The organism is uncultured Ruegeria sp. (assembly GCF_947504215.1).
GTDB lineage: Bacteria > Pseudomonadota > Alphaproteobacteria > Rhodobacterales > Rhodobacteraceae > Ruegeria.
In genome coordinates this window covers 66,152-91,762 of the sequence record NZ_CANNGO010000007.1, presented here as the reverse complement: position 1 = coordinate 91,762, position 25,611 = coordinate 66,152, and the positions used below count along the sequence as shown (strand labels likewise).

The 25,611-nt window shown below is 56.1% G+C and carries 22 protein-coding genes; 12 read left to right on the top strand and 10 right to left on the bottom strand.

The features are described from left to right. The first annotated feature begins 2 nt into the window (after positions 1-2). The 10 genes from Q1B21_RS14000 to Q1B21_RS13955 all read left to right on the top strand — a co-directional run bounded on the left by Q1B21_RS14000 (position 3) and on the right by Q1B21_RS13955 (position 12,102). Positions 3-1,085 carry an ABC transporter ATP-binding protein gene (locus tag Q1B21_RS14000; RefSeq protein WP_299890236.1) on the top strand — a complete coding sequence of 361 codons (1,083 nt, stop codon included), beginning with the start codon at positions 3-5 and terminating at the stop codon, positions 1,083-1,085. Between the two features lie 142 nt (positions 1,086-1,227). Beyond that, positions 1,228-1,911, top strand: coding sequence for a sugar phosphate isomerase/epimerase (locus Q1B21_RS13995; protein ID WP_299890234.1), 684 nt, complete (start codon positions 1,228-1,230; stop codon positions 1,909-1,911). Beyond that, a complete protein-coding gene (locus tag Q1B21_RS13990) occupies positions 1,911-2,957 on the top strand; it encodes a LacI family transcriptional regulator (RefSeq protein ID WP_299890232.1) in 1,047 nt (348 codons plus the stop codon). The genes Q1B21_RS13995 and Q1B21_RS13990 overlap by 1 nt, the downstream gene beginning before the upstream one ends. Positions 2,958-2,979: 22 nt before the next feature. After that, entirely contained in the window at positions 2,980-3,729 is a 750-nt protein-coding gene (locus Q1B21_RS13985) for a basic amino acid ABC transporter substrate-binding protein (RefSeq protein ID WP_299080282.1), read from the top strand. A gap of 66 nt (positions 3,730-3,795) precedes the next feature. Beyond that, on the top strand, positions 3,796-5,442 hold the full coding sequence (locus Q1B21_RS13980; protein ID WP_299890229.1) for an amino acid ABC transporter permease: 1,647 nt from the start codon (positions 3,796-3,798) through the stop codon (positions 5,440-5,442). Beyond that, the gene (locus tag Q1B21_RS13975; RefSeq protein ID WP_299890227.1) at positions 5,439-7,430 is read left to right on the top strand and encodes a beta-galactosidase; all 1,992 of its coding nucleotides are present in this window, start codon (positions 5,439-5,441) and stop codon (positions 7,428-7,430) included. The genes Q1B21_RS13980 and Q1B21_RS13975 overlap by 4 nt, the downstream gene beginning before the upstream one ends. Positions 7,431-7,554: 124 nt before the next feature. Next, the gene (locus Q1B21_RS13970; RefSeq protein ID WP_298935077.1) at positions 7,555-8,679 is read left to right on the top strand and encodes an extracellular solute-binding protein; all 1,125 of its coding nucleotides are present in this window, start codon (positions 7,555-7,557) and stop codon (positions 8,677-8,679) included. Between the two features lie 117 nt (positions 8,680-8,796). Beyond that, a complete protein-coding gene (locus tag Q1B21_RS13965; RefSeq protein ID WP_298935076.1) occupies positions 8,797-9,909 on the top strand; it encodes an ABC transporter ATP-binding protein in 1,113 nt (370 codons plus the stop codon). A 13-nt stretch (positions 9,910-9,922) separates the two neighbouring features. Next, positions 9,923-10,843 (top strand): ABC transporter permease, encoded by a 921-nt coding sequence (locus Q1B21_RS13960; protein ID WP_299890224.1) that lies wholly within the window; start codon positions 9,923-9,925, stop codon positions 10,841-10,843. Further along, positions 10,840-12,102 carry an ABC transporter permease gene (locus Q1B21_RS13955; protein ID WP_299890222.1) on the top strand — a complete coding sequence of 421 codons (1,263 nt, stop codon included), beginning with the start codon at positions 10,840-10,842 and terminating at the stop codon, positions 12,100-12,102. Before Q1B21_RS13960 ends, Q1B21_RS13955 begins: the two co-directional genes overlap by 4 nt. Positions 12,103-12,142: 40 nt before the next feature. Here Q1B21_RS13955 and Q1B21_RS13950 read toward each other — a convergent pair whose 3' ends face one another. The 10 genes from Q1B21_RS13950 to Q1B21_RS13905 form a co-directional block, all read right to left on the bottom strand. Continuing rightward, the gene (locus Q1B21_RS13950) at positions 12,143-14,062 is read right to left on the bottom strand and encodes a beta-galactosidase (protein ID WP_299890220.1); all 1,920 of its coding nucleotides are present in this window, start codon (positions 14,060-14,062) and stop codon (positions 12,143-12,145) included. Further along, positions 14,059-14,919, bottom strand: coding sequence for an SMP-30/gluconolactonase/LRE family protein (locus tag Q1B21_RS13945; RefSeq protein WP_299890218.1), 861 nt, complete (start codon positions 14,917-14,919; stop codon positions 14,059-14,061). The genes Q1B21_RS13950 and Q1B21_RS13945 overlap by 4 nt, the downstream gene beginning before the upstream one ends. Next, entirely contained in the window at positions 14,916-15,521 is a 606-nt protein-coding gene (locus Q1B21_RS13940; protein ID WP_299890216.1) for a 2-dehydro-3-deoxy-6-phosphogalactonate aldolase, read from the bottom strand. Before Q1B21_RS13940 ends, Q1B21_RS13945 begins: the two co-directional genes overlap by 4 nt. After that, positions 15,518-16,411 (bottom strand): 2-dehydro-3-deoxygalactonokinase, encoded by an 894-nt coding sequence (locus Q1B21_RS13935; protein ID WP_299890214.1) that lies wholly within the window; start codon positions 16,409-16,411, stop codon positions 15,518-15,520. The genes Q1B21_RS13940 and Q1B21_RS13935 overlap by 4 nt, the downstream gene beginning before the upstream one ends. Positions 16,412-16,415: 4 nt before the next feature. Next, positions 16,416-17,183: an SDR family NAD(P)-dependent oxidoreductase gene (locus Q1B21_RS13930; protein WP_299890212.1), complete on the bottom strand. Its 768-nt coding sequence runs from the start codon at positions 17,181-17,183 to the stop codon at positions 16,416-16,418. Further along, entirely contained in the window at positions 17,183-18,892 is a 1,710-nt protein-coding gene (locus Q1B21_RS13925; protein ID WP_299890210.1) for an IlvD/Edd family dehydratase, read from the bottom strand. Before Q1B21_RS13925 ends, Q1B21_RS13930 begins: the two co-directional genes overlap by 1 nt. A 26-nt stretch (positions 18,893-18,918) precedes the next feature. Then, positions 18,919-20,259 carry an alpha-glucosidase/alpha-galactosidase gene (locus Q1B21_RS13920; RefSeq protein WP_299890208.1) on the bottom strand — a complete coding sequence of 447 codons (1,341 nt, stop codon included), beginning with the start codon at positions 20,257-20,259 and terminating at the stop codon, positions 18,919-18,921. A gap of 21 nt (positions 20,260-20,280) precedes the next feature. Beyond that, entirely contained in the window at positions 20,281-21,129 is an 849-nt protein-coding gene (locus tag Q1B21_RS13915) for a carbohydrate ABC transporter permease (RefSeq protein WP_298935060.1), read from the bottom strand. Position 21,130: 1 nt separating this feature from the next. After that, positions 21,131-22,057: a carbohydrate ABC transporter permease gene (locus Q1B21_RS13910; protein ID WP_299890206.1), complete on the bottom strand. Its 927-nt coding sequence runs from the start codon at positions 22,055-22,057 to the stop codon at positions 21,131-21,133. Between the two features lie 90 nt (positions 22,058-22,147). Continuing rightward, the gene (locus tag Q1B21_RS13905; RefSeq protein ID WP_298935056.1) at positions 22,148-23,407 is read right to left on the bottom strand and encodes an ABC transporter substrate-binding protein; all 1,260 of its coding nucleotides are present in this window, start codon (positions 23,405-23,407) and stop codon (positions 22,148-22,150) included. 139 nt (positions 23,408-23,546) lie between these two features. Here Q1B21_RS13905 and Q1B21_RS13900 point away from each other — a divergent pair, with 139 nt between their 5' ends. After that, positions 23,547-24,353: an IclR family transcriptional regulator gene (locus tag Q1B21_RS13900; protein ID WP_298935054.1), complete on the top strand. Its 807-nt coding sequence runs from the start codon at positions 23,547-23,549 to the stop codon at positions 24,351-24,353. Then, a complete protein-coding gene (locus tag Q1B21_RS13895; protein WP_299890203.1) occupies positions 24,350-25,408 on the top strand; it encodes an ABC transporter ATP-binding protein in 1,059 nt (352 codons plus the stop codon). The genes Q1B21_RS13900 and Q1B21_RS13895 overlap by 4 nt, the downstream gene beginning before the upstream one ends. Positions 25,409-25,611: the final 203 nt, after the last annotated feature.

The following is a 25,611-nucleotide window of genomic DNA, read 5'->3' as shown; positions in this document are numbered from 1 at the left end:
GAATGTCTGAACTCAAACTCACAGATGTCGCCAAGTCCTATGGCCCGGTCGATGTTCTGAAACACATCAACCTCGATATTGATCGGGGCGAATTGATCGTCTTTGTGGGACCATCCGGCTGTGGCAAGTCCACATTGTTGCGGATGATCGCAGGATTGGAAAAGATTACCGGCGGATCGCTGGAAATCGAAGGTCAGGTCATGAACGATGTCCCGCCCGCACAGCGGGGCATCGCGATGGTGTTTCAAAGCTATGCCTTGTACCCGCACATGACCGTCCGGGAAAACATGGCGTTTGCACTGAAGATAGCCAACATGCCTACGTCCGAAATTGATGCAGGCGTTGATCGCGCCGCCCGCATTTTGCAACTTGAACCGTTTCTGGATCGCCTGCCCAAAGCACTGTCGGGCGGGCAGCGGCAACGCGTTGCCATCGGACGTGCGATTGTGCGTGATCCTAAAGTGTATCTTTTTGATGAGCCGCTATCAAACCTCGACGCAGCCTTGCGCGTGGCAACGCGGATCGAGATTGCGCGCCTGAAGGAAGCAATGCCTGACAGCACCATGATCTACGTGACCCACGATCAGGTCGAGGCGATGACACTGGCCAGCCGCATTGTCGTGCTCGCCAACAAGGGCATCGCTCAGGTGGGTACGCCGTTGGAACTGTACGAGACACCAGACAACGAATTTGTTGCGCAGTTCATCGGGTCGCCTTCCATGAACCTGTTGCCGGGTCAGATCACTGAGACAGGGCAATTGACAACGGTGGCGCTGGAGAGCGGTGGGGTTGCGGTTTCCGCCGTCCCGACTGAGGCGAATGATCAAGGCAAACATGTCAATATCGGTGTCCGGCCCGAAGATCTCGTTATGACAGACAACAGTGCGATTCTTTCTGGGATGGTAGATTTTACCGAAGCCCTGGGAGAGGTCACCTTGTTGTATTTCGACAAAACCGAAGGTGCAGAATCTGTCATCGCCAAGTTGCCGGGGGTGCAAAGGGACCTGCGGGGGCAGACTGTTTCGGTCACGGCTGCGCCAGAAAAAGTCCATCTGTTTCACGATGGCTTGTCGATGCGGAAGTAGGAATTCGCAGATTTCACGTGGTGCTTGACAGCGCCGCCCTTGGTGTTTCACCATATTTGAAACGTTTCAATGGTGAATAATGCGAGTTTCAGCGCAGCTTTATACAGTTCGGCAGTGCGGTGATCTTGCGCAGCAGTTGAAAATGGTAGCCGATGCCGGGTTTACCGATGTCGAAACCACGGGACTGCATCGCTTGTCGCCACCTCAGATGGCTGACATTGTCCAAAAGTCTGGTCTTCGCGTCCGGTCCGCGCATTTTGATTGGGAAGAATTAGAAGACCGTTTCGACGATATTATCGAGGTAATGAACCTTCTGAATTGCGAGGTTGCCGTAATGCCCTGGCTTGCGCCTGAGGCGCGGCCCAGCACCGTCGAAGGATGGAGTGCGGTGTCCGGCCAGTTGTCCGAATGGGCGGATCAGTTGGCGGTTCACGACGTCAAGTTGGCCTACCACAATCACGATTTCGATCTGGTCGGGTGCCCCGGCCATTCTCCATTGGATCTGATTTTGGCGCAGGGAAACATTTATTTGCAGCCCGACATAGGCTGGCTTGTGGTGGCCGGGTTCGATCCTGTCAGTTTCATTCAATGCTATTCCGACCTTATTTTGTCGGTCCACGCCAAGGATGTTGATCCGACTCGTGTGGGTGATGAACGATGGCGTGACCTGGGCGATGGTGTCGTGGAATGGGCCGAGGTTCTGGCGGCGTTGGACGAGACAAATTGTTCCGATTTATTCGTGGAACACGACGAAACCCCCGATCACAGGCGGACGCTGGAAACAGGCAAGTGGTTTCTGGAATCCCAATTGGTTAGGGCTGCCTGATGGCGCGGGCGACAATCAAATCGATTGCCGCCCGGACGGGTTATTCTGTTGGTACCGTTTCCAGCGCGCTGCGCGGGGTCAAATCCGTCAGGCGAGAGACTCGTGAGAAAATACAGAAAGTCGCTAACGAACTTGGATACCGGGTTAATCTGGACGGGTTGAAGCTCCGCACCAATAAATCTTATCACATCGCTGTTCTGGTTGGCGTTTCGATGGATGCGTCCGAAGAATGGGAAGGCGTGGAGTTTACCCGAATTCTGTCCGGGATCTCCATCGCACTGCAAGGGTCACGATACCAGCTAAGCGTGTTTTCTGTGTCGGATATAGAAAGCGCGATTGTGACCCTACAGAGCATTGTTCACGAAGGGTTGGCGGATGGTGTCATTTTTTCAGGTACTCGACGAAACGATCCTCGGATCGCGTATCTGCAGAAGCATGGTTTTCCCTTTGTTACTTACGGGATGAGCGATAGCCCCAAACCCCATCCCTTCGTGGATTTCGACAGTCAGGCAGCGGCATATGATGCCACCACACGACTGATCGATCTGGGGCACCGTCGTATTGCACTGATCAACCCGCCGGGCGATCTGATTTATGCAGCGCAACGAGAGAAAGGCTATTTAGATGCGCTGGCAGCAGCTGGCGTCAGCTTTGATTCTGAATTGATCTGCAATGGCCCGACCACTGCGCTTTTCGGGCGACAGGCTTTTCAAGCGCTGATGCAGGCACCAAACCGTGCAAGTGCCATCATTTGCGCAAACGAAGCAATGACATTGGGCGTGCTTTCAGCTGCAGCTGAAACAGGTGTTCAGGTCGGGCGTGATGTCGTTGTTATCTCGACCGACGACCTGCACCTCAGCCAGTATTTTGTGCCTCCGCCCAGCACGTACTACCTGCCGATTGTCGAAACCAGTCGTTTGCTGGGAGAGTTTATGTTGAAATCCTTGGACGGGGCGGATCCGTCCGAGACCCAGAAAAAGATCAGGGCCACCTTTATCGAGCGTCAACCTGACACGCCTGCGCCGCAAATGGCGCGAGCAAACTGATCCAACAAAGGAGAAACCAGACATGTTCAAGAAACTGCTAGCCGCCGCAACATTGGCCGCGATGACGGCTCCCGTGGCATATGCCGCCGACCTGGAAGGGCGCGTACTGAAGATTGGCACGGATGCGACTTATCCCCCGATGGAAACTGTCGATGAAACCACTGGTGAGATCGTGGGCTTCGACGTGGATGTGATGAACGCCATCTGCGAGAAGGTGAATTGCGTTCCGAACTTCGTAAACACCGCCTGGGATGGGATATTTGCTGCCCTTCAGCAGGGCGAGTTTGATCTGGTGATCTCGGGCGTGTCGATCACGTCGGAACGCGAAGAGACCATGGATTTCTCGGAACCCTATATCATCGTCAGCCAGGCGATCCTGCTGCAGGTCGATAACGGCGACATGACGCTAGATGACTTCAAAGCTGGTGGCCAAAAGCTGGCTGCCCAAACTGGCACCACCAACGCGCAACTGGCCGAGGAAGTGGTCGGTCGCGAGAACGTAAGCCTGTACGACAACTTCTCGGCGGCCATTCTGGCGCTTCAGAACGCGGACGTACAGGGTGTGATCATCGATGGTACGTCCGCCGCTGCCTATGAACAGGAATTCGCAGGTGAGTTGACGGTCGGGATCACTGGCCTTCAATCCGATCCGCTTGGCATCGTTTTTCAGGAAGGTGACGCGACGGTTGATGCTATCAACGCTGGCCTGGCGGCGATCCAGGAAGACGGCACTCTGGATGCGCTGAAAGCCAAGTACTGGGGCACCAACTGATCCTTTGATGCACTTACTGGCCTCGGCGGTAGATACTGCCGGGGTCTTGTCCCAGCGGAGATCCCCATGTCGCGCCTAAGCTCGATCCGCCCGAGCAACCTTGTGTTGCTCGCTGCTGCCCCGTTCATCATTTACCTGTTTGCCACGTCGTCCAAATATTTGCGGTCTCTGATTGCCATACTCGGTATCGGCAACAACGCTGGGCCTATCTTTATCGGTTTCTTGTTAGTTCTGGCAGTCGCTATCCTGTGCTATCTCTGTGCCCGGCATGCGCGGTTTCAAACACATGCGCCCGCTTGGTTGCGGCTATCTGCGCTGGCCGCATTTCCTGCAGCGGTTGCATTGTCGATATTGGGTTTTGTCCAACCGCAGGTACTGATGCCCTTTGCTGAGTCAGTGTTTTTCCATTCACTCAGCGAGAACACGTCAACCTTGATTGATCGGTCGAATCAGACCTGGGTTCTGTTGCCTGACGTGGTCGCACAGGTGCAAACCGGTTTGCAGATTCTATTGGCGGCGTATGCAGTGGTCATTGCACTTTGCCTGGTTTCAGCGCGCCTGATGGTCCCGTTTCGCGGATACATACGGCTTGGGTTCGAAGTTCTGACCGGCGGGCTTTTATTCTATTTAATGTTCATGGCCCATTGGCAATTTGCCACTGGCGTCGCAATCACATTCCGCGCGGCGATTTTCGCCTACATCTTCGCGGCCATCCTTGGTCTGATCTGGGTCGGGCTACAATCCTTCAAGCCTAAGGCGCGGACGACGGTCACTTATGGCTCGATTAGTCTGGCTTTGTTGGCGATCTCAGCGTTTTTTTTCATGCAGCCTCAGGTTAACTACGCGCTGGTCGGCAGCACTGATGCGCGTATTGCCATTGTGCGGGGCACACCGCAAGCACAAGCGGATTTGATCCGCTTCGGCGAATTCGACGGCGGCGGTGAACGACAATACAAAATCCGCAGCGCGACCGATGCGGCAAGCGCTCTAGAACAGATCGAGACCGTTGACAGCGTGTCGGGTGCCTTTGTCCCGGTCGAAGCCAATACCCAGGGGTATCCGGTTCTGTGGCAAACAAGCTTTCTGCCGGACAAGTATCGCAATCCTGCTTTAGCGTTTGCTGTCTTTGGATTTCTCCTGCTCACTTTGACCATCGGGGGTGCTCAGCACAAATTGCACCCCTTGGCCGTTGGGGCCGAGTTTTTCGTGGACACGATACGCGGCATTCCGATGCTGGTGATTATCCTCTATATCGGTTTGCCGCTGGCGGGTGCGGTCAAGGATGCGACCGGTGGCGGCATCGACATGACCAACATGACCCGTGGGATCATCGCCATCTCCGTGGGCTATTCGGCCTATATGGCCGAGATCTTTCGATCCGGTATCGAGGCCATCCCAAAAGGCCAGCTTGAGGCGGGCAGTTCGCTGGGTCTATCCCGCTGGCAAACTGCGCGTCTGATTGTGCTGCCGCAAGCGCTGCGGATTGTTACGCCACCCTTGGGCAATGAATTCATTGCGATGATCAAAGACACCTCGCTGTTGTCCATCCTGTCGGTGCGCGACATGACCCAACGAATGCGCGAATTTCAGGCCGCTAGCTTTCTGCCTTTCGCGCCTTTCAATACCGCGGCGATCTTGTATGTCGTGATCACACTCGCCTGTGCCAGCTTTCTGAAATGGATCGAACGGCGCGCGGCAAAGGACGACCGATGAGCAAACTTGAGCTGGGGGTTTGCTACTACCCCGAACAATGGGACCCATCGCGGTGGAGGGACGACGCTGCGCGGATGGTGGACATGGGTCTGGATTGGGTACGGATTGCCGAATTCACCTGGGGTCTGATCGAACCTGAACGCGGGCGTTTTGAATGGGGATGGCTGGATGAGGTGATCGGAATCCTGGGTGAGGCTGGTCTGCGGGTCATGATGTCGACCCCAACGGCCGCGCCGCCCAAATGGCTGGTCGATGAACATCCCGAAATTCTGCCCGTTGGTCCGGACGGGCAGGTGCGGGGGTTTGGCTCTCGCCGGCATTATTGTTTTTCAAGTGACGTCTATCTGGTCGAGGCGTGCCGGATAGCTACTGAATATGCCCGTCGCTACGGTCAAAACCCATATGTGAAAGCTTGGCAGATCGACAACGAATACAACGATCACGAAACGGTGCTCAGTTATTCCGATGTGGCAAGGCAGGGTTTTCGCCGCTGGCTGGCTGATCGCTACCGCTCGATCGATGTTCTGAACGAGACGTGGGGAACAGTGTTCTGGGGCTCGAGCTATTCAGGCTTCGATCAAATTGAGTTGCCCAATGGATTGGTTGCGTCGCCGAACCCGACCCAATCGCTCGATTTCAGGCGATATTCTTCGGACCGGGTCCGACTGTTCAATAAAGCGCAGGCTGATATCCTGCGTGACCACTCGCCGGGTCGCGATATCACTCATAACTTCATGGCGGGCAGTTTCGAGTTTGATCACCATGATCTCGCCGCCGATTTGGATGTTGTGGGATTTGATAGCTACCCGTTGGGAAATTTGCTGAGCTCTGGGCTGAGTGATCAGGAAAAACACCGCTATCTGCGAACAGGCGCACCGGATTATCAGGGGTTTCACTGTGATCTTTATCGGTCACAAGGGCGCGGGCGTATGTGGGTTCTGGAACAGCAGCCGGGGCCGGTGGATTGGGCCGAGAAAAACCCATCGCCGGCAGAAGGTATGGTGCGGCTTTGGACCTGGGCGGCCTATGCGCATGGCGCAGAGGCGGTGATGTTTTTCCGCTGGCGGCAGGCGAAATCTGCGCAAGAGCAATTTCACACCGCATTGTTCCGCTCAGACGGTAGCCCAGATCAGGCGGCCACAGAACTGAAGCAGATTGTGCTAGACCGGGCTGCTTTGCCGCCGACCAAGCGGGGCAAAGCAGCAGTCGCAATGCTGCTGGACTATGCTTCTATCTGGGCGGCGGACGTCCTGCCGCATGATGACAGTTTTCCAAATGCTCAGATCGTTCGTGACTGGTATGCGGCGCTGCGCGAGATGGGTGTCGATCTGGATTTTGTTGGTCCCAAGGATGATCTGAGTGGGTACGCTCTGATCGTTATACCTCAAAGCATGATTGTCACGCAGCAACTCGCTTCTCGTTTGACTGCGACGCAGGCGAAACTTCTGATTGGTGCGCGATCCGGCAGTATGACATCCGACATGCACACGCCTCCCAATCTAGCACCGGGCACGTTGGCGGATTTGACCGGAGTTCGCGTGTTGCGGGTCGAATCACTGCCCGAACTGGCGAATGAAACTGTGCTTTTTTTGGGGAACACGCCGCTTGGGTTCACAGGCTGGCGCGAAGTTGTAGACACGGATCAGGACGTAATCGGCCGTTTCATCAGTGATTATTGCGATGGCAGCTCTGCTGTGATCCGTTCCAAAAAGGCAACGTATCTGGCCATGGTGCCGGGGCAGGACCTGTTGCGACAGGTGCTACGAAACGCATTGGAATGGGCGGGTATCAGCCCTGCGGACCATGGGCCCGATCTGCGTATTACGCGGCGTGGTGGCTTAGGTTTTGCCTTCAATTTTGGGACAAGTGCCCTGCTCCTTCCGAGCAATGGCGGGCGCAAGATATTGGTTGGATCAGACCCTGTTATGCCCCGGGATGTAACGGTCTGGAAAGAAGATGTACTGCCGGATCAAACCGCTGCAAAATAAACGCAAAACAAAAACTGGACCTAAGAATTCTACAATCTGTCACTTTCGGGCTGACGAACTCGTGCAGAAAGTCCTACAATCGAAACATAACAAAAAACTTCAGTCCAATATCGGGAGAAAACAAATGGCTGACAGAAAAACACTTTCCAGACGATCTGTCCTAAAAAGTGCAGGTGCCGCCGCCTTGGCAGCACCGCTCTATAGCAAGAGCGCTTTGGCATCGTCGGGTGAAATCAACATCTTGATGTGGTCGGATTATCTTCCGCCCGCGTTCATCCAAGAGTTTGAAACCCTGACCGGAATCAAGGTGAACTACACCGGTATCGGTTCGAACGAAGAAATCATCAACAAGATGAAGGCCACCAAGGGCCAGGGCTTTGATATTGTCTCGCCCACCAACAACCGCTCGCTTCAGTGGGGGCCGTTGGAGCTGCTGCAGCCATTCGACATGAACAAGGTTCCGATCGATCTGGTGAACCCGGCGATGGCCAAAATCGGTACGGATGCGTGGAACTTTGGCGATAGCGGCGCACATTGGTTGCCGCATATCTGGGGAACCGAAGGCATCGCATACCGCACCGACCTGTGGCTGCCGGAAGGCGACGCGCCGTCTTATGGCGACGTTTGGGCCGAAGCGAACGCAGGAAAAACCATGGGTCGCGCGCATTCGATGATGCTGGGCGCGGGTCTGTACATGGAAAGCGCGGGCGAGATGGAGCCTGGTTCGGTCTGGGCGGCCTACGGTGACGAAGACACCATGCGTAAGGTCTGGGGTCAGATCACTGACTGGTGTGTTGAGCGCAAAAACCGGATCAAGTTGATCTGGAATGATGCTGACACACAGAAAAACGGCTTGCTGAACGAGGGCGTGATTGTCGGCCAGACATGGGATGGTCCACCGCTGGCTCTGAAATCTGCTGGTGAGCCGGTGCACTATCAGGCCCCGGTCGAAGGTGCGATGGCTTGGGTTGACGGTATTTCGATGCCCACCGGCGCGACCAATATCGATCAGGTCTATGCCTTTATCGACTTTGCCTATCAGGCCAAACCGGCCGGTGTCGCGATTGACAGCCACGGCTACAACTCACCTGTTCTGGGTGCCGATCAGTATTCCGGCGATACCTACAAGAAGAACTTTGCCGAAGCCTATCCGGGCGACTCGCTGGCGAACCTGAACCCATGGCCCGCCGAGGCGCCTTGGTACGCTGAAACCCGGACCGAGTTCGTCAACAAGTTCAAAAGCGCCTGATCGCTTAGAACCTAAGCCCCTCGCCATGGCGCGGGGGGCAATTCACCCGCACGCCGCCCAGGCGTGACGGCAAATGTTATGGTGCGGCCTAGAACCGTGCCTCAGGGGGATGCCAAAATGAGTGCAGGGGTCGGCGTAGATCTGGAAAACCTTTGGATCCGTTTCGGTGACTTTGTCGCTGTGCGCGATGCAAATGTGAACATAAACGGGGGCGAGTTCTTTTCGTTCCTTGGTCCTTCGGGCTGCGGTAAGACAACGATCCTGCGCGCAGTGTCCGGCTTTCTTGATCCCAGTGAGGGCAACGTCCTGATCGGTGGCAAGAACATGAAAGGGATTGGACCAAACAAACGTCCGACAGCGCTGATCTTCCAGAACCTTGCTTTGTTTCCGCTGATGAAAATCTGGGAAAACATTACCTTCTCGATGGAAATCAAGGGGGCCAGCGCCGCGCAACGTCGAAAACGTGCGGATGAGTTGTTGGATATGATTGCGCTGCCGGGGCAGGGTGACAAGTTGCCCAGCGAATTGTCAGGCGGTCAACGTCAGCGGGTCGCAATTGCGCGTGCGCTTTGCGCCGAACCTGATGTTTTGCTGCTGGATGAGCCGCTGTCGGCGCTGGATCTTAAGCTGCGTCAGCATATGCGGACCGAACTGCGCGAAATCCAACAACGGGTCGGCATTACGTTCATTTACATCACGCACGATCAGGGTGAGGCCCTGACCATGTCCGACAGTATTGCGGTCATGCGGGCGGGGGTGATCGACCAGATTGCCGATGGAAAGACGATATACAACGACCCCAACACTGCATTTGCGGCTTCATTTGTGGGCGAAAACAACGTCTTCCGAGGTAAGGTCAAAAAGGTCATGGACAACGAGGTCCTGATTTCGACCAACCGCTCTGGCGATTTGGTGGCTCGGGTGTCCACCGCCAATCAGGGCAAGATGAGCGAAGGCGACGCCGCCATGATGTTTATCCGCCCCGAGGCGTTCACAATCGCGCCGACCGGAGCAGCCGGCGACCATTTCGTCACCGCCCGCGTCAACCATGAAGAATTTGAAGGCAACGCCTTCAATATTTTCACCGAAGGTGAAGGCGGCAAAGAGATCAAGGTCTCGATCCCGAACCACGGTCAATCCTTTGAAGATCACACCGGTCAGAACATCACGCTGGAATACGAAACCCGCAATGCGGTGGCCGTTCCTGCGGGTGAGCTGGCAGCAGAATAGGGAGGCCAAAGATATGCCCGGCTTCCTAAAGGAGTTTTTCAACCGCAACGGCATTGGTATGGGGGCGGCGATCCTGGGTTTCGTCCTGTTCTGGACGATTGGCCTGATCATCCTGCCACAGCTGTCGATGCTCGACTTTTCTTTCCGCCCAAACTTGCCGCCCCCTGAGATTGGCGGGCCGAAGGACGTCTATACGCTCGAAAACTACAAGTATCTGGTCTTTGGCCCTGAAGGCGGTAGTCAGGACTACAACACCGTCGATCTTCGAGTGTTTTTCCGTACATTGGTTGCTGCGGTCTGCGTCACGATCTTCAACCTGATCATCTGTTATCCGATCGCCTATTATCTTGGTCAGACCGAAGGCAGCCATATCCGCATTTTTGCGATCATGCTGATCATCCCGTATTGGATCAACGAGATCCTGCGTGCCTTTGCCTTGCGGATCATCTTTGGCGAAACGGGTGTTCTCAACACGCTGTTTGTGGGGCTTGGGATCTGGGATGTGCCGTTTGATTTCATCCGCAACGACATCGCGCTATATGCGGGGTTGGGCTATGCCTACATCCTGCTGATGATTTTCCCGATGTATAACGTGATTGAAAGTCTGGATAGAAACCAGATCGAAGCCGCACGGGATTTGGGTGCACCATGGTGGCGGATCCATTGGCGCGTGGTCATTCCTTATGCCAAACCGGGCATCAGTTCGGGCTGTACGATGGTCTTCATGCTCAGCGCGGGTGCGCTTGCTGCCCCCCAAATTCTGGGCGGGCCCTCAAGTCTGTGGTTCACACAACTGATCTATCAACAGTTCAACGACAACAATGACTGGCCACAAGGCGCCGCCTACGCCATCGTGCTGCTGGTGACCTGTATCCTGTTCGTGCTGGCCGTCATGCGCCTGTTCAAGGTGAACATGGGGGATATCGGGAAATGAATACTTCCTTCCTCCGCATAAGCATATGGGTCTATCTGGCGATCTTCTTCGCCTACCTGCTGGGCCCGCTCGTCATCATGTCGGTCACGGCCTTCAACTCTTCGGGCTTCCCAAGGATGAGCCCGTGGGAATGTCTGACCTTCCAGTGGTTCGGAGAGTTGTTTCAGGATCAGCGTATTTTGAACGGCATCAAGAACTCGCTGATTATTGGGGCTGGTACGGTGGCTCTGTCCGTCGCGATGGGCCTGGCCGGGGCTCTGATGCTGACGCAGATATGGCCGAAGCTGCGTGCCACATACTACACAATCATCATCGCGCCGATCCTGATCCCGGGTGTTGTTCTGGGTATCTCGACCCTGGTCTTTTGGGATCGGATCAATCGGATGCTCGGGCTGGGTGCTGACAGTTTCCTGTCGAACGGCATCTTTCTGACGGTGATTGGCCAGTCCACCTTTATCGCCAGCTATTGCATGCTGGTGTTGGTGGCCCGTTTGCAGCGGTATGACATGGCGCTGACCGAGGCCGCATTGGACCTTGGCGCAACCCATGCGCAAGCGTTCCGCAAGATCATGCTGCCGTTTATGCGCCCTGCCATCGCGTCAGCCGCAGTGCTGGCATTTCTCGCATCTTTTGAGAACTACAACACCACCACCTTCACCTTTGGGGAATACCCGACGCTGACGATCGAACTGGCGCAGAAGGTTCGCTATGGCATCACGCCTGCGATTTCAGCGCTGGCCTTCATCATTGTGGCATTGACGGTATTCTTTGCCTTGCTGAACGAAGCCAAGTTGAAACGTCAAGAACTGGTCGCCGCGGCGCGCAAAGAGGCTACGGTCGAAGAACTCGCTGGAAAGATCAAACTGCCCAGCTTTTTCGCGGGGAACATGGCCGCAGTTCTGTTGGTTGTGTTTGCTGTGGCGACGATCACAGTGGTTGGTACGGCAACCGCATACAACCCGGCGCAGTGTATAGCAGATGTGCGCGAGCAAAAGCAGCTTGAAGCTGAACAGCGCATTCAGGAGCTGCGCAAGCAGCGCGAAGAACGGCGCAAGCAGCAAGAGGCCCAGGAAGCTGAACAAGGCGAGGCGCAATCTGCTCCAAAACCATCCAACAATAGCGGCTTTGGCAACGTGTTTGCACCGAATTCGTTGGGTGGTGATGGCGACGACGGTGCATCCGATACTGAAAGCGAACCCTCTAACAACAGCGGTTTCGGAGGGGTCTTTGACCCCAACAGCCTGCAAAGTGATCAGTAGCTTTTAGCTACCCAAGCTTCTGCGTCTGCCCGGTAAGAACTCAGGTTTTACCGGGCAGATTGCGCTGTAAGATAGCGACATCACAGCCTTGGATCACGCGCCTGTTCCAATCGACGGGATGCGCATTGTAATTGATCAGAAAGTCATGGTCCGCAGTTTCGCGTCGACGCAGACCCGCTGGCATCGCATTAACGGTCAATCCGGTTGCCTTTGCGGCCATGGCAATAATACGATCCCAAAGCGCCTCGTTCGGGGACCCCGCCAGATACCAGATACCATCCGTGCCTTTCAGTGCGGCGGTTGAATCTGCAAAGGACAGCAGGTTTGGGGCATCGCCTGACAGTCGGTCAATCCAGTGCTCGGCCGCACCACCGCCATCGACTGGGCGCGTTACATTTGGCGGTAGAGTTTCTACCAGATCAACATGGCAATCCAACCCCGACAGGCCGGGGCGTCCCGGTTCGGGAATTTGAAAGTCATGGGTTATTGCTCCGGCTCTTGGCCCGAGAATTGCTAAGTCGCAGCCGTCCGTCAGCCTCTGCTCGAAATCGTGGTCCACCGTCGCCAGGCCGGTTGCAAAGATCACGGCGTAACCGCTTTTAGGAATGTCCGTGGTCGAAAGGAAGTCCACTGAGAACCCAGCGCGCCGCAGCGCTCGGTAGGTCGAGAGAACCAGTTCGAAATAGTCGAAGCCGGCCCCTTGCGGTTGGGTTGCCCAGGCCCAGTCCGAGGCATAGTCGAACACGATTGCCACCTTTGCCCGTGCCTGCTCGACGGTGCCAAGTTTCGCCAAGTCATCAGCGGTTTGGCGTGCTTCGGCCAGCGCTGGGGCAGGGCGGTTGTCTGGCGCCAACAGTCCCGCATGCATCTGCTCTTGTGCAAATGGCGCCTGCCGCCAGCGAAAATAGCTGACCACTTCAGCCCCGTGCGCAACCGCTTCAAGTGACCAAAGGCGTACCATCCCAGGCAGGGGCGCAGGGTTGTAAGGGGCCCAGTTAACCGGCCCGGGTTGCTGTTCCATCACCCACCAACGGCCACGCCCGACAGCGCGGTACAGATCATGGTGAAACGCCTGCATGTCCGGGTCACCCTGTTGTAGAAACGCTGTTTTATGCGCCTCATCTGCCTGCAGTCGATCAGACAGGAACCCGATCGGATAGCTGTCCCATGTGGCGATATCCAGATCGGCGCCAACCTCGAAATGGTCGAATTCCAGCGTACGACCCATGTAGTTGTGCAGTAGCGGGGCATCTGTCAAAGGGCGCAGAACATCCACCTGCGCCTTGTTAAACGCCACCACCTGATCCGAGCTAAAGCGGCGGAAGGCCAGCACATGTGCCGGGTTGGGATCGGTCACAGTGAAGTTGGGAAGATCAATCTGATCGAAACTGTTGTACTCCATCGACCAGAAGACATTGCCCCATGCTTCGTTCAGGGCTGTAATGGTTTGGTATTGAGTTGCCAACCAGCTTTGAAACGCCTGCAGGGCGGAGGGGCTGTAACTGATGGTGGTGTCGTGGCAGCCATATTCGTTGTCAATCTGCCAGGCGGCAACATGCGGATTTCGCCCATAGCGTTCGCCCATGATCCGCGCAATCCGCGCGCATTCATCGATGTAACCCTGATGGTTAAAGCAATAGTGGCGTCGCGATCCAAATTTACGCGCGCTCCCCTGTTCATCCACCGCCAACATATCCGGATGCTTGTCCAGAACCCATCTGGGTGGCGTCGCCGTGGGTGTGCCCAGCACAACCTTCAATCCAGCTGCGCCAAGCGTTTCGATGGCGCGGTCCAGCCAGTCAAATTGCAGATCGCCGGGGCGCGGTTCCATCCGGCTCCAGCTGAATTCACCAATCCGGACCCATGACAGGCCGGTTTCGACCATGCGTGCGGCATCTTCCGACCACATCGCCTCTGGCCAATGTTCGGGGTAGTAGCAAACGCCAAGTTCTGGCTTCATAAGATGACTCTGTGTTCTGCCCGACCTAGCCCTGCATTTTCGTGGGCAAAGGTCATTCCGTTGGTAGGTTGTGTTTCAATCTCATTTGCACTTAGCCCTTCACGCGCGGTCGTACAAAAGAGTGTCGTCAAATCTGCGCCACCAAATGCCGGGCACGACGTATGGGATGCTTCAAAGGTAACAGCGCGAAGGAAGTACCCTTCGGGGCTGTAGATCGCAACCCGGCCCACGCCCCATTGCGCGATCCAGATGTTGCCCTGTGCGTCGATCACAGCGCCATCGGGGTTCAGGCCTTCATCACGTAAGTCGAGAAAGACGGTGCTGTCCCCGTCAGGCCATCCTGTTTCCGCGTTCAAATCCCAGCGCATGACTAACCGGGTGCGCGTATCACAGAAATAGGCGCAAGAACGATCCGGCGCGAAGCAAATTGCATTTGAGATAGTCACATCGGGTACCAGACGACGCAACTCACCCCGCCAGTACCGATAAATTGAGCCAGCGCCGGGTTCTGCCTGTTTGCCCATGGTTCCAATCCAGAACCCCCCCCACGGATCAGCGCGCCCGTCATTGGACCGGGTCACCGGGTTATCAGCCTCAAGCGGGGTAACCGATACCTTTTTTCCCGTTGGCAGTTCAAACTGCCAAAGCCCGGTTTCTGAGGCGACCAGAAGCGTGTCGCGATCAATCCAACCTGCGGCTGAGACATGTTCAGGAAAGTCCCAGCTTTGTTGCTCGTCGCTCGTGCGGGTCATCAGGCGCTTGCCAACAATGTCGAACCAGAACAGCTGCTGCCTTTCGGGGTGCCATAGCGGCCCTTCGCCCAACTGACAGGGGCGGTCGTCAAAGACCGTGCTCATTTTGCGGCCTCATCATAGGCCGCTACAATCTTTGCAGCCCGGTCTGCGATCTCAGCGACCTGCATGCCTAGTTTATAAAGCGCGGATCCAATACCAAAGCCATCGGCACCAGCCTTGATCCATTGACCAAAGTTCTCTGGTCCGGCGCCACCCACGGCAAACACAAGCGCACCAGTCGGCAATACCGGGCGCAGCGCCGCCAAGCCCGAAGGGCCAGCCATAACACCAGGGAACAGTTTCAATCCTGTGGCACCAGCTTTCAGCGCGGCAAGCGCTTCGGTGGGTGTGTAGATACCCGGCCAACTTTGCATGTTAAGCGCGACGGTACGGCCAATCACATCCGCATCATAGTTAGGTGAGACGATCAGCTTGCCGCCAACACTCGAAACGGCCTCGACCTGTTCGGGTGTCAGCACAGTGCCCGCGCCGATCAGTGAACGATCTCCAAACGCCTCTGCCAGCAAACCAATACTTGTCAGCGGGTCGGGTGAGTTCAAGGGTACTTCGATCCGGTCGATTCCGGCGTCAATCACGGCGCGTCCAACAGCTTCGGCTTCGGATGGTTGCAATCCGCGCAGGATGGCGATGATAGGACGGCTCATGCGGTTTGCCTCGTCAGGTTCCGGGCCAGTGAGAGGCCTGCCAGAGTGGTTTGTGTGGCGTTCGCGGTTTCGACAACAGCGCCTTGTTGTTGCAGGGCCTTCGCATAGATGTGTGACACCTCGTCCGCGCCAATTGTGGCCAGTTGCTGTCCCAGCCAATAGGGTCGGGTGGCGGCCAGCTCCGCACCGATCAACAGGCCAGACAGCTTTGCGCGTGCGACGCCTGCGTCCTGACCCTGCAACAGATCGGCGGCGCGTAAGCCAAATAACCGGGCAGCCAGCTGCTCGGGCTTGGATAAGGTGTCCGCAACTGCATCTGCAAAAGCGTCCTCGTCCCAGCCTTCTGCGACCGAATGCTTCAGGACGGACTGACCGCGCAACAGTTCGAACAATTCACCTGTCATGAAGGTGCGGAAACTTATGACTTCTCCGGCACTGATCTGCACCCATTTGGTATGCGTTCCCGGCAGGCAGAGAACGCCATCCCAGTTCGGTCGCGTGGCCAGAAAACCCGCAATCTGGGTTTCTTCACCACGCATGACGTCGGGCGGGTTGTTCTGTTTGAGGCCAGGCACAACAAACGCACGAATGCGCGAGTCCGTATTGGGAACGCGGATGGGGACTGTTGGAACCGGGGTCGAAGGAACGGCAGAGTAGGGTGCTTCGACCCACCCCTGCCGCGCGCCAACCATCCCGCATGCCATCACGTCAACGGGGCCAGAACCCAACCAGCCACCTATGAGGTCCAACAGGGCCGTTTGGAAATCCCCTCCGGCCAATCGTGCCATACCGCGGTTTGATTTTGCCTGATCCAATACGGCTTCGCCCTGCATGGCCCAGACCCGTAGGTGCGACGTTCCCCAATCGGCGGCGATCCATTCTGTGTTCATGACATCATCCAGACACTACCACGCCGCCGTCAACGGCCATGCATTGACCTGTCATCGCGCGGCTGGCCTCGGAGGCCAAGAACAAGGTCGGGGCTATCATGTCCTCGGGCGTCAGGTGCTCTTTCAAGCATTGACGATCCAAATGTGCTGCCAGATCCTTAGGCGTGGCCCACATATCCAATTGTTTCTGCGTCAACACCCATCCGGGTGCCAAGGCATTCACGCGGATTTTGTGTGGACCCAATTCCCGCGCCAACGAGCGGGTCATTCCCGTGATCCCAGCGTTCGAGGTCGTGTAGATCGGATAGCCGGAATTACCCATCATATAACTGATCGAGCTGAAATTGATGATCGATCCGCCCTTGTCCTGCATCTGACGCGCGGCCTCCTGACAAGCGAAGTAGTAGGCCTTGAGATTGACCTCGATCATCCAGTCCCAAAACTCAGGCGTGGTTTCGTCAAGCGAATGACGTTCGTCATTTGCGGCGTTGTTCACCAGAACACTCAGCGGCCCATGTGCCTCGGAAGCCTTGGTCATCGTTGCGTGTAACAACTCGGTATCCGTCATGTCGCCCTGCATGAACAAGGGCGCACGGCCGTGCTTGTCGCGCATTTCATCCACAAAGGCAGTCGCATCTGAGCGACCAATAAAGGCGACGTTTGCACCCTGCGCAAGGAATCCATCCGTCAACGCGGCACCAACACCGGATCCGCCCCCGGTGATGTATACGGATGCACCATTGAGGTCGTGGAATGTGGTTGATTGATCCATTAGTGGCTCTCTCTCGTCACGAGACGGGTGTCTTTGCCGACAAGGAAATCAAGGTCCGCGCCCTGATCGGCTTGTAGGACGTGATCTATATACAGTTTCGCATAGCCGCGTGTGTAATGCGGCGCGTCCGGTTGCCATGAGGCCCGTCGGGCGTCCAGTTCTTTTTCATCTACAAGCAACTCTAACTCGCCTTTGCTGGCAGAAACGCGAATGCGGTCGCCGGTTTTGACCAGCGCCAAAGGACCTCCGGCCTGCGCTTCGGGGCTGACATGCAGGATCACGGTACCGAATGCGGTGCCGGACATGCGCGCATCCGAGATGCGGATCATGTCGCGTACACCCTCCTTCACCAGCTTGGCTGGGATCGGCATATTGCCGACCTCGGGCATGCCCGGATAGCCCTTGGGGCCGCAGCCTTTGAGAACCAGAATAGTCTCGGGTGTGACCGGCAGGTCGTCGCGGTCAATGTTGGCTTTCAGGTCTTCGATGCTTTCAAAAGCATAAGCCTCGGCCTCGGTTTCGAGCATTTCATCCGTTGCGGCCGAAGGTTTCACTATTGCTCCATTTGGCGCCAGATTACCACGCAGTACACGCAAGCCAGCGGCGGGTTTCACTGGATCATCAAAGGTTTGGATCACATCGCGGTTAAAGCATTCCGCGCCTTCGTAATGGGCAGAAATGTCTTTATTCAGAACCGTCCTGGCTGGGCGTAGAAAGGGTTTGAGTTCTGACAGAACCACCGGCACACCGCCAGCATAGCAGAAATCTTCCATAAGATATTTGCCCGAAGGCATGCAATTGACCAACAAGGGAATTTCGGACCCGAGTTCGAAGTCTTTCAGGGTCAGATCAATACCAACGCGACCGGCCAAAGCAAGCAGGTGCACAACCGCATTTGTTGAGCCACCAACAGCGGCATTGGCCAGAATGGCGTTTTCAAACGCCTCTTTGGTCAGGATGTCGGATGGCTTCAGATCTTCGTCCACCATCTCGACTATCCGCTTGCCGGTCAGATGTGCCAGCGCCATTCGACGGGCGTCAACGGCGGGCAGTGCGGCGTTGGTGGGTAGGCTCATGCCCATTGCCTCGACCAGCGACGCCATGGTTGAGGCAGTACCCATGGTCATGCAGACCCCGGCGCTGCGCGACATACCGGATTCGGCGTTCATGAAGTCTTTCAGGGTCATTTCTCCGGCGCGTACTGCCTCGGAGAATTTCCAGACATCTGTACCGGATCCAATGTCCTGCCCGCGATACTTACCATTCAGCATCGGTCCGGAGCTGACAACGATGGAGGGGAGATCTACAGACGCCGCGCCCATCAACTGACCGGGTGTGGTCTTGTCACATCCGCCCAGCAGGACAACGCCGTCGATGCCATAGGCGCGGATCGATTCCTCGACATCCATCGCCAGCAGGTTGCGGAACAGCATGGCCGTCGGCTTCATCTGGGTCTCGCCAAGCGACATCACCGGAAACTCGACCGGAAAACCACCGGCTTCCCATACGCCGCGTTTTACGCCTTCGGCCAGATCGCGCAGACCTGAGTTGCACGGGGTCAGTTCGGACCATGTGTTACAGATGCCGATGATAGGCCGCCCATCAAAGGCATGATCGGGAAAGCCTTGGTTCTTCATCCACGACCGGTGGATGAATCCATCCTTATCCAGCTTGCCATACCAGTGCTGTGAACGGCGTTTTTTTGTCATTGTTTTTCAGCCTTGCGAAAATAGGGTCAGGCAGCCTTGGCGGGTTTGCACCACTCTGGCAGCCAATCGGCATGCGCAGCGAGAAGATCACTCACCAGATTGCGAATCTGGCGCAAGTCCAGCTCAGCTGCGGTATGTGGGTCCAGCATGGCCGCGTGATAGATGTGTTCGGGGTTCTGCTCAACCAATGCCCGCACGGTCAGCTCCTGCACATTGATCTGCGTGCGCATCAGAGCAACCAACTGCGGCGGGATATCCGTGACGACTGAGGGGTGAACGCCATTTGCATCCACGAGGCACGGCGTTTCAACGACTGCACCCAAGGGCAGTTGCGGGATCTGGCCGGTATTGGGCAGGTTGCCATACGTGGCGTAAGCGGTGTTAGTGACGATTGCGTTCATCAGGTCTGCCGCAAATTCGTGACTGCGGGTGACTTCAATGTCGCGGCCATCCGTCAAGGTCTTGGCTTGTTCCTTCCAGTTGGCGACCTGCTCGACACAGCGCGTCGGGTACTCATCGAGTGGAATGCCGAACTGTTCGATCAGGTCCTTGCGACCATTTTTGATGAACCACGGAACATATTCCGCGAAATGCTCAGAGCTTTCGGTACAGAAATAGCCCAGATGATTCATCACCTCGTACCGAACCTTGTTCGGGCAGCGGGGCATCAACAGCGGCGGCTTCGGCAGGCGACCGCTCTGATAGCCCTGACGCAAGGTCGGGTAGAGATCGCGACCGTCATGTTCCAATTTCAAGAAAAAGGCGACGTGATTGATACCGGCAACCTTGTAACGAAACTCGTCCTTGGGCAGGTCCAGATCGTGGGCCAGTTCTTCAACTGTGTTTTGCACCGAATGGCACAGGCCCACATGATTCAAGCTAGGGAAACGCTCGGCCAGCGCCCATGTGTTGATTGCCATCGGGTTTACGTATTGCAGCAACGTGGCATTCGGACAGAGCTGCATCATGTCCTGCGCGACGTCCCACAGAACGGGAACCGTGCGCAGACCCCGCATGATCCCGCCTACGCCCATCGTGTCGGCAATCGTCTGACGCAGGCCATACTGCTTGGGGATCTCGAAATCCGTCACCGTGCAGGGCTGGTATCCGCCGATCTGAAACGCGGTGATGACGAAATCCGCGCCGTCGAGCGCAGCACGCCGGTCGGTGTGCGTTGAGACGGTCGCGCCGGTCCCAACCGAGCGGATCATGGCCTGGGCCACGGTCTCGCTTTCAGCCAGGCGCACCGGATCAATATCCATCAGTGCAAAATGACTGTCAGCTAGCGCAGGGGTCAGCAGTGCGTCGCCCACGATGTTTTGCATGAAAATCGTGGAACCCGCACCAATAAAGGTGATTCTGGTCATGTAGCGAACTCCGGTTCGAAGTTATTTTACGGCACCGAGGGTCAAACCCGCGATGAAGTGTTTCTGCATCAGGAAGAACATGGCCACCGGCGGCAATGCCGCAACGATGGAACCGGCACTCATTAATTGATAAGCCGCCCTGAATTGCGCGTTAAAGCTGGTAATCCCTGCCGTCACCGGCTGACTTTCAGCGCCTTGGGTCAAAACAACGGCCCAGAAATAGTCGTTCCAGATGAAGGTAAAAATCAGCACACTAAGTGCGGCAATCGCGGGCTTCATCAGCGGCAGGACCACGTACCAGAAGATACGCCATTCGCTGATCCCTTCGACCCGGGCGGCCTCGATCAGTTCAAATGGAAGTGCGCGGATGAAGTTTCGCATGAACAGCGTGCAGAACCCGGTTTGGAAGGCGATATGAAACAGGACCAGGCCGGTTTTGGTATTGTAAAGGCCCAGCTCCAGCGTCAGATCGCGCACGGGCACCATCAGGATCTGGAAGGGCACGAAGTTACCCGCCACAAACATGAAAAAGATCCACAGGTTCGATTTGAACTTGTAAATGCCCAACGCGAACCCGGTCATGCTGCTGAGTGCGACACATCCGATGACGGTGGGGACCGTGATCAGAAACGAGTTCATCAAATAGCGCGGCATGTCCGAGTTAAAGAACACCTGGCCGTAGTTGAACGCACCCTCAAAGCTGGACGGCATGCCCCAATAGTTGGCGTTGGTGAAATCAGCTTCAGGTTTGACCGAGAACAGGGCGACGGCCAACAGGGGTCCAAGCCAAAGCAGCAACGCCAGCGGCAACATTGCCTGATAGGTAATCTGCGTCGCGCGGGGTTGTTTTTCGATAGGTTTCGGAAACATCTCAGTACCCCTTTTCTTCGCGGTACATCGACCAAAGGAAATAGGCGATGAAACACAGCATTATAAGGAACAGGATCACCGCGATGGCGGCACCGTATCCCATACGGAATCCATATTCAGACAGGGCGACTTCGAACATGTAGTAGGCCAGCACGCGGGACGACCCAAACGGCCCGCCCTGCGTCATGATCGAGATCAGGTCAAAGGATCGCAGCGCGCCGATGATGGTGACGACAAAGGCGATGAACGTGGCAGGGCGCAGCTGTGGCAGAATGATGTGCCACAACATCTTTGCGCCTTTTGCCCCGTCCAGACGTCCGGCTTCGATCTGTTCCGGGTCCACAGCGTTCAGGCCAGTTAGATAAAGGATCATGCAATAGGCCGTCTGCGGCCAGAGACCCGCAAAGATGATGCCATACGTCACGAATCGTTCGTCGCCCAGCACGTTCAACGGACCCATACCGAACATGCCGAGGAATTCGTTCAGCAGGCCGAATGTCGGGTCGTAAAACCATGTGAAAACAAGGCCCACCACCACCTGAGAGATAACGAATGGAAAGAAAAACAGCGATTTATACAGGCGTATGCCCCAGACCGTCTGGTTAAGGAACAGTGCGATGAACAGTCCTGCGGGAATTGCCAGAAGATACAGTAGAAGCCAGATCAGGTTGTTCTTGAGCGAGATGTAGAAGGCATCTCGGTCGGACCACTCCCAATACAGATCTTCATAGTTGCGAAACCCGACATATTCAGCAGCCCCAAGCCCGTCCCATTCATACAGTGACAGGTTGAATGACTGGAACACCGGGATGATCACATAGACCATAAAAAACAGCAGGCCCGGGGCCAAAAACAGCCAGGGCGCGATACGCTGTTGATTCCTGTGGAACCAGCTTTCTTGTTCAGGGATGTCGGCTGCAGTGGTCATGGCGATTTTCCCGATTGTGGCGGTGGGGTGAAACCCATCCTAAATCTGGTGTCGGCATAGGCCGGGCTTGAGCCCGGCCTATCCAATTTCTTAGTTGTCGTAGATCCGCTGGCGTGCGCGTTCCAGCTTGGACAGGATCTTGTCTGCGTTGTCAGGCTTGACCATGAATTCCTGGAAACCTTCCATCGACGCTTTGGCCATTTCAGCCGGGGCATCACGGTCCCAGAACTGGGCTACGCCACCGGGGCTGTTTGCTGACAACATCTGGAATCCTTGTTGCAGGAACTTATCCTCATCAACTGACGATTGTGCATTGACCGGAAGCTGGCCGAGGTTTGCGCCATTGTTAATCTCGGTCTGTTCGTCAGGAGATACGGCAAAGCGCAGGAACTCGCGCGCGGCTTCCTTGTTGGCAGCGTTGGCCGGGATGTGGAACGTATCGGTTGGCGCGTCTTCGGCCAGTTCAACATCCGGATTGATGGCAACGAACTGATAGAAGTCCAGTTGATCATCGGTCAGGCCCGCTTCGCGCAGCGGTGCCACAGCAAAGTTGCCCATCAGGTATGCGGTCGCATCGCCTTTGACCATGAAGGGCAGGGCTTCCTGCCAGCTGTAGGTCTGGTGGTTGTCGATGAACGCACCCATGTCGATCAGCTGTTTCCAGTTGGCAAAGGTCTGCTTGACCCGGTCGTCTTCCCAGCTGATTTCGCCATTGGCCAATTGCTGGTGGAAGTCGAACCCGTTGGTACGCATGTTCAGATAGTCGAACCAGCCCCCGGCGGTCCAAAGGAACTTGGTGCCGATTGTGTAACAGGCGCGGCCCGACTCCACGATTTTCTGACAGTTGGCCAGTTCTTCTTCCCAAGTGGTCGGTTCGCTCAGCCCCAGCTCATCAAAGATGTCTTTGCGATAGTAAACACCCCACTGGTAGTAGGTATAGGGCACGCCCCATTGCTTGCCATCAATGGTCATCGCGCCTTTGGTCGACGCCAGGTTGTCGGCAATTGCAGGTTCGGCCCACAAGTCCGACACGTCTTCAAAAAGTCCGGCCTCAACATAAGGCTTCATCCGGTTCGCCGCGTACCATGTGGCAACGTCCGGCGTGTCCGCCGTCAGGAAGTTGCGGATCTGAGTTTTATACGCCTCACGGTCGATGACCGTGGTTTCGATCTCCAGCCCGGGGTGTTGCGCCGCGAATCGCTCGATCATCGCTTCCATCGTCGCGCGGGGCGCGGGGTTCGATGTGTCCAAGAAGATTCGCAGCTCGCCTGTCAGTTCAGCTGATGCCGGAGCGGCTATTGCCACACTGGTCGCCAACGCTGCGGCCGTGCGCTTGAAAATGGAATGCATGGTTTCCTCCCTTAGCTTCCATCATGTTCCATATATTGGAACTTAGTTTTATATATTGAAAACTACACATCAAATCGGTTAGTCTTGTCAAGACCCTCGTGCCAGTGGCCCGCGGGTAAGTGGAGGAGATAAGGCACCCGTGGCTGGTGACGGAACAATAGGTAAAGCATGTGATGTGCTTGATCAGGTGGCGGCTTTTGAACGGCCGGTCCGATTCGCTGAATTGCTGGACAATAGTGATTTCCCAAAGGCGACTCTGTATCGGTTCCTGCAATCGCTGACCAATCAGGGCATGTTGTCTTACGATCCGGACCGTCAGACTTACACGCCGGGGATGCGGTTGGTCAGGCTGGCACACGCGGCGTGGACCCAAAGCTCACTGGCGCCAATCGCTCGGCCATTTCTGGATGCCCTCAGCCGGGAAACCGGCGAAACGGTGCATCTGGCGCAGCTCGATTCCAGCCAAGTTCTGTATGTCGATAAACGCAACGCGGCGAAGCCGGTTGAGATGTTTTCGCAGGCAGGCAAGGTGGGGCCAGCCTATTGCACGGGCGTCGGCAAGGCGATGATGGCATATCTTGACGATGATGCGCTGAACAAAGCGGTATCTCAGCAAAGCTACCACCGGTTCACCGACAAGACCCTGACCTCAGAACAAGCGCTTCGGGCCGATCTCATCCGGATTCGACAACGCGGTTACGCGATTGATGATGAAGAGCATGAGCCCGGAATCATCTGCATCGCCTGCCCAATTCTGACCTCGGGTGGCCGATTGCTGGGTGCAATCTCGGTAACGGGTTCAACAAACCGGATGGATTTCAATCAACTAGAGGCCTGGGTTCCCCGTGTTCGCCGTGTGGCCGACCAAATCGGAACCGAAGCTCAGGCGTGGCGGTTTCCCGACACGCGCCAGAACGTAAGCAATGACAGGATGCAAGCAACATGACCGGAGTAACTCTGAACGGAGCGATCAAGCGCTATGGCCAGACACAGGTCATTCACGGAATTGATCTGCAGATCGAAGACGGAGAGTTTTGCGTCTTTGTTGGCCCTTCGGGCTGTGGCAAGTCCACTCTTCTCAGGATGATTGCGGGGCTCGAAGAGACCTCGAAGGGGGAAATTCACATCGGCGCGCGCGAGGTTACCCATGTCGACCCCGCCAAACGCGGGGTAGCGATGGTTTTTCAGACCTACGCGCTTTATCCGCACATGACGGTTGCCGAGAATATGGGGTTTGGCCTGCGTATGAACGGCGTCGACAAAGCCCAGATCGAACAGAAAGTTCAGGAAGCCTCGGGCATTCTGAAGTTGGATCAATATCTTAAACGCAAGCCCAAGGCACTGTCCGGCGGACAGAGGCAGCGTGTTGCCATCGGTCGGGCCATTGTTCGCGGTCCCGAAGTGTTTTTGTTCGACGAACCGCTTTCCAACTTGGACGCAGAACTGCGGGTCGAGATGCGTGTTGAAATCGCGCGCCTGCATCAGGAAATCGGCGCGACCATGATCTATGTGACCCATGATCAGGTCGAGGCGATGACCATGGCTGACAAGATCGTTGTGCTGCGCGATGGTCGCATCGAACAGGTGGGTGCGCCAATGGATCTGTATCGTGATCCGGACAATCGGTTTGTCGCCGGTTTCATCGGCTCCCCCGCGATGAACTTCCTGGAATGCGACTTTGCAGATGGCCAGGTGACTCACCCTGCGCTCAGCCAACCGCTGCCAATTTCGGCGAACGTGCCCGCGGGCCTGAACAAAGTGACGCTGGGCATGCGGCCTGAACATATCCACATCGACCGCTCGGCCGATTCCTGCACAGTGGACCTGACCGAAGCGCTCGGCGGCGTGTCTTATACATACCTGCTGACGCCGAATGGCGATAAGCTGATCATTGAGGAACGTGATGACCAACGCAGCGCAACCGGTGAGCGTATCGGCATTTCGGTCCAACCCGAACGCGCAATGGTGTTTGATCCTGAAACAGGGCAGCGTTTTAGGTAGGTTGTAGGCAAGGCAGTTGGCTAGCCAGCAGGTCGCGACTACATTCTGCTTCCGGCAAACATTCAATTTTCTACCGGTGGTCTTTTTTAGCCAACCCGTGGCAAAACGCGCGCCCAGTTGCGATTGATTCCAAGCCAAACGTGATTTAAGGGAGGCCCTGTCAAAACAGAGTCACCCAGGGGCAGTACCAACAACACGCCCCT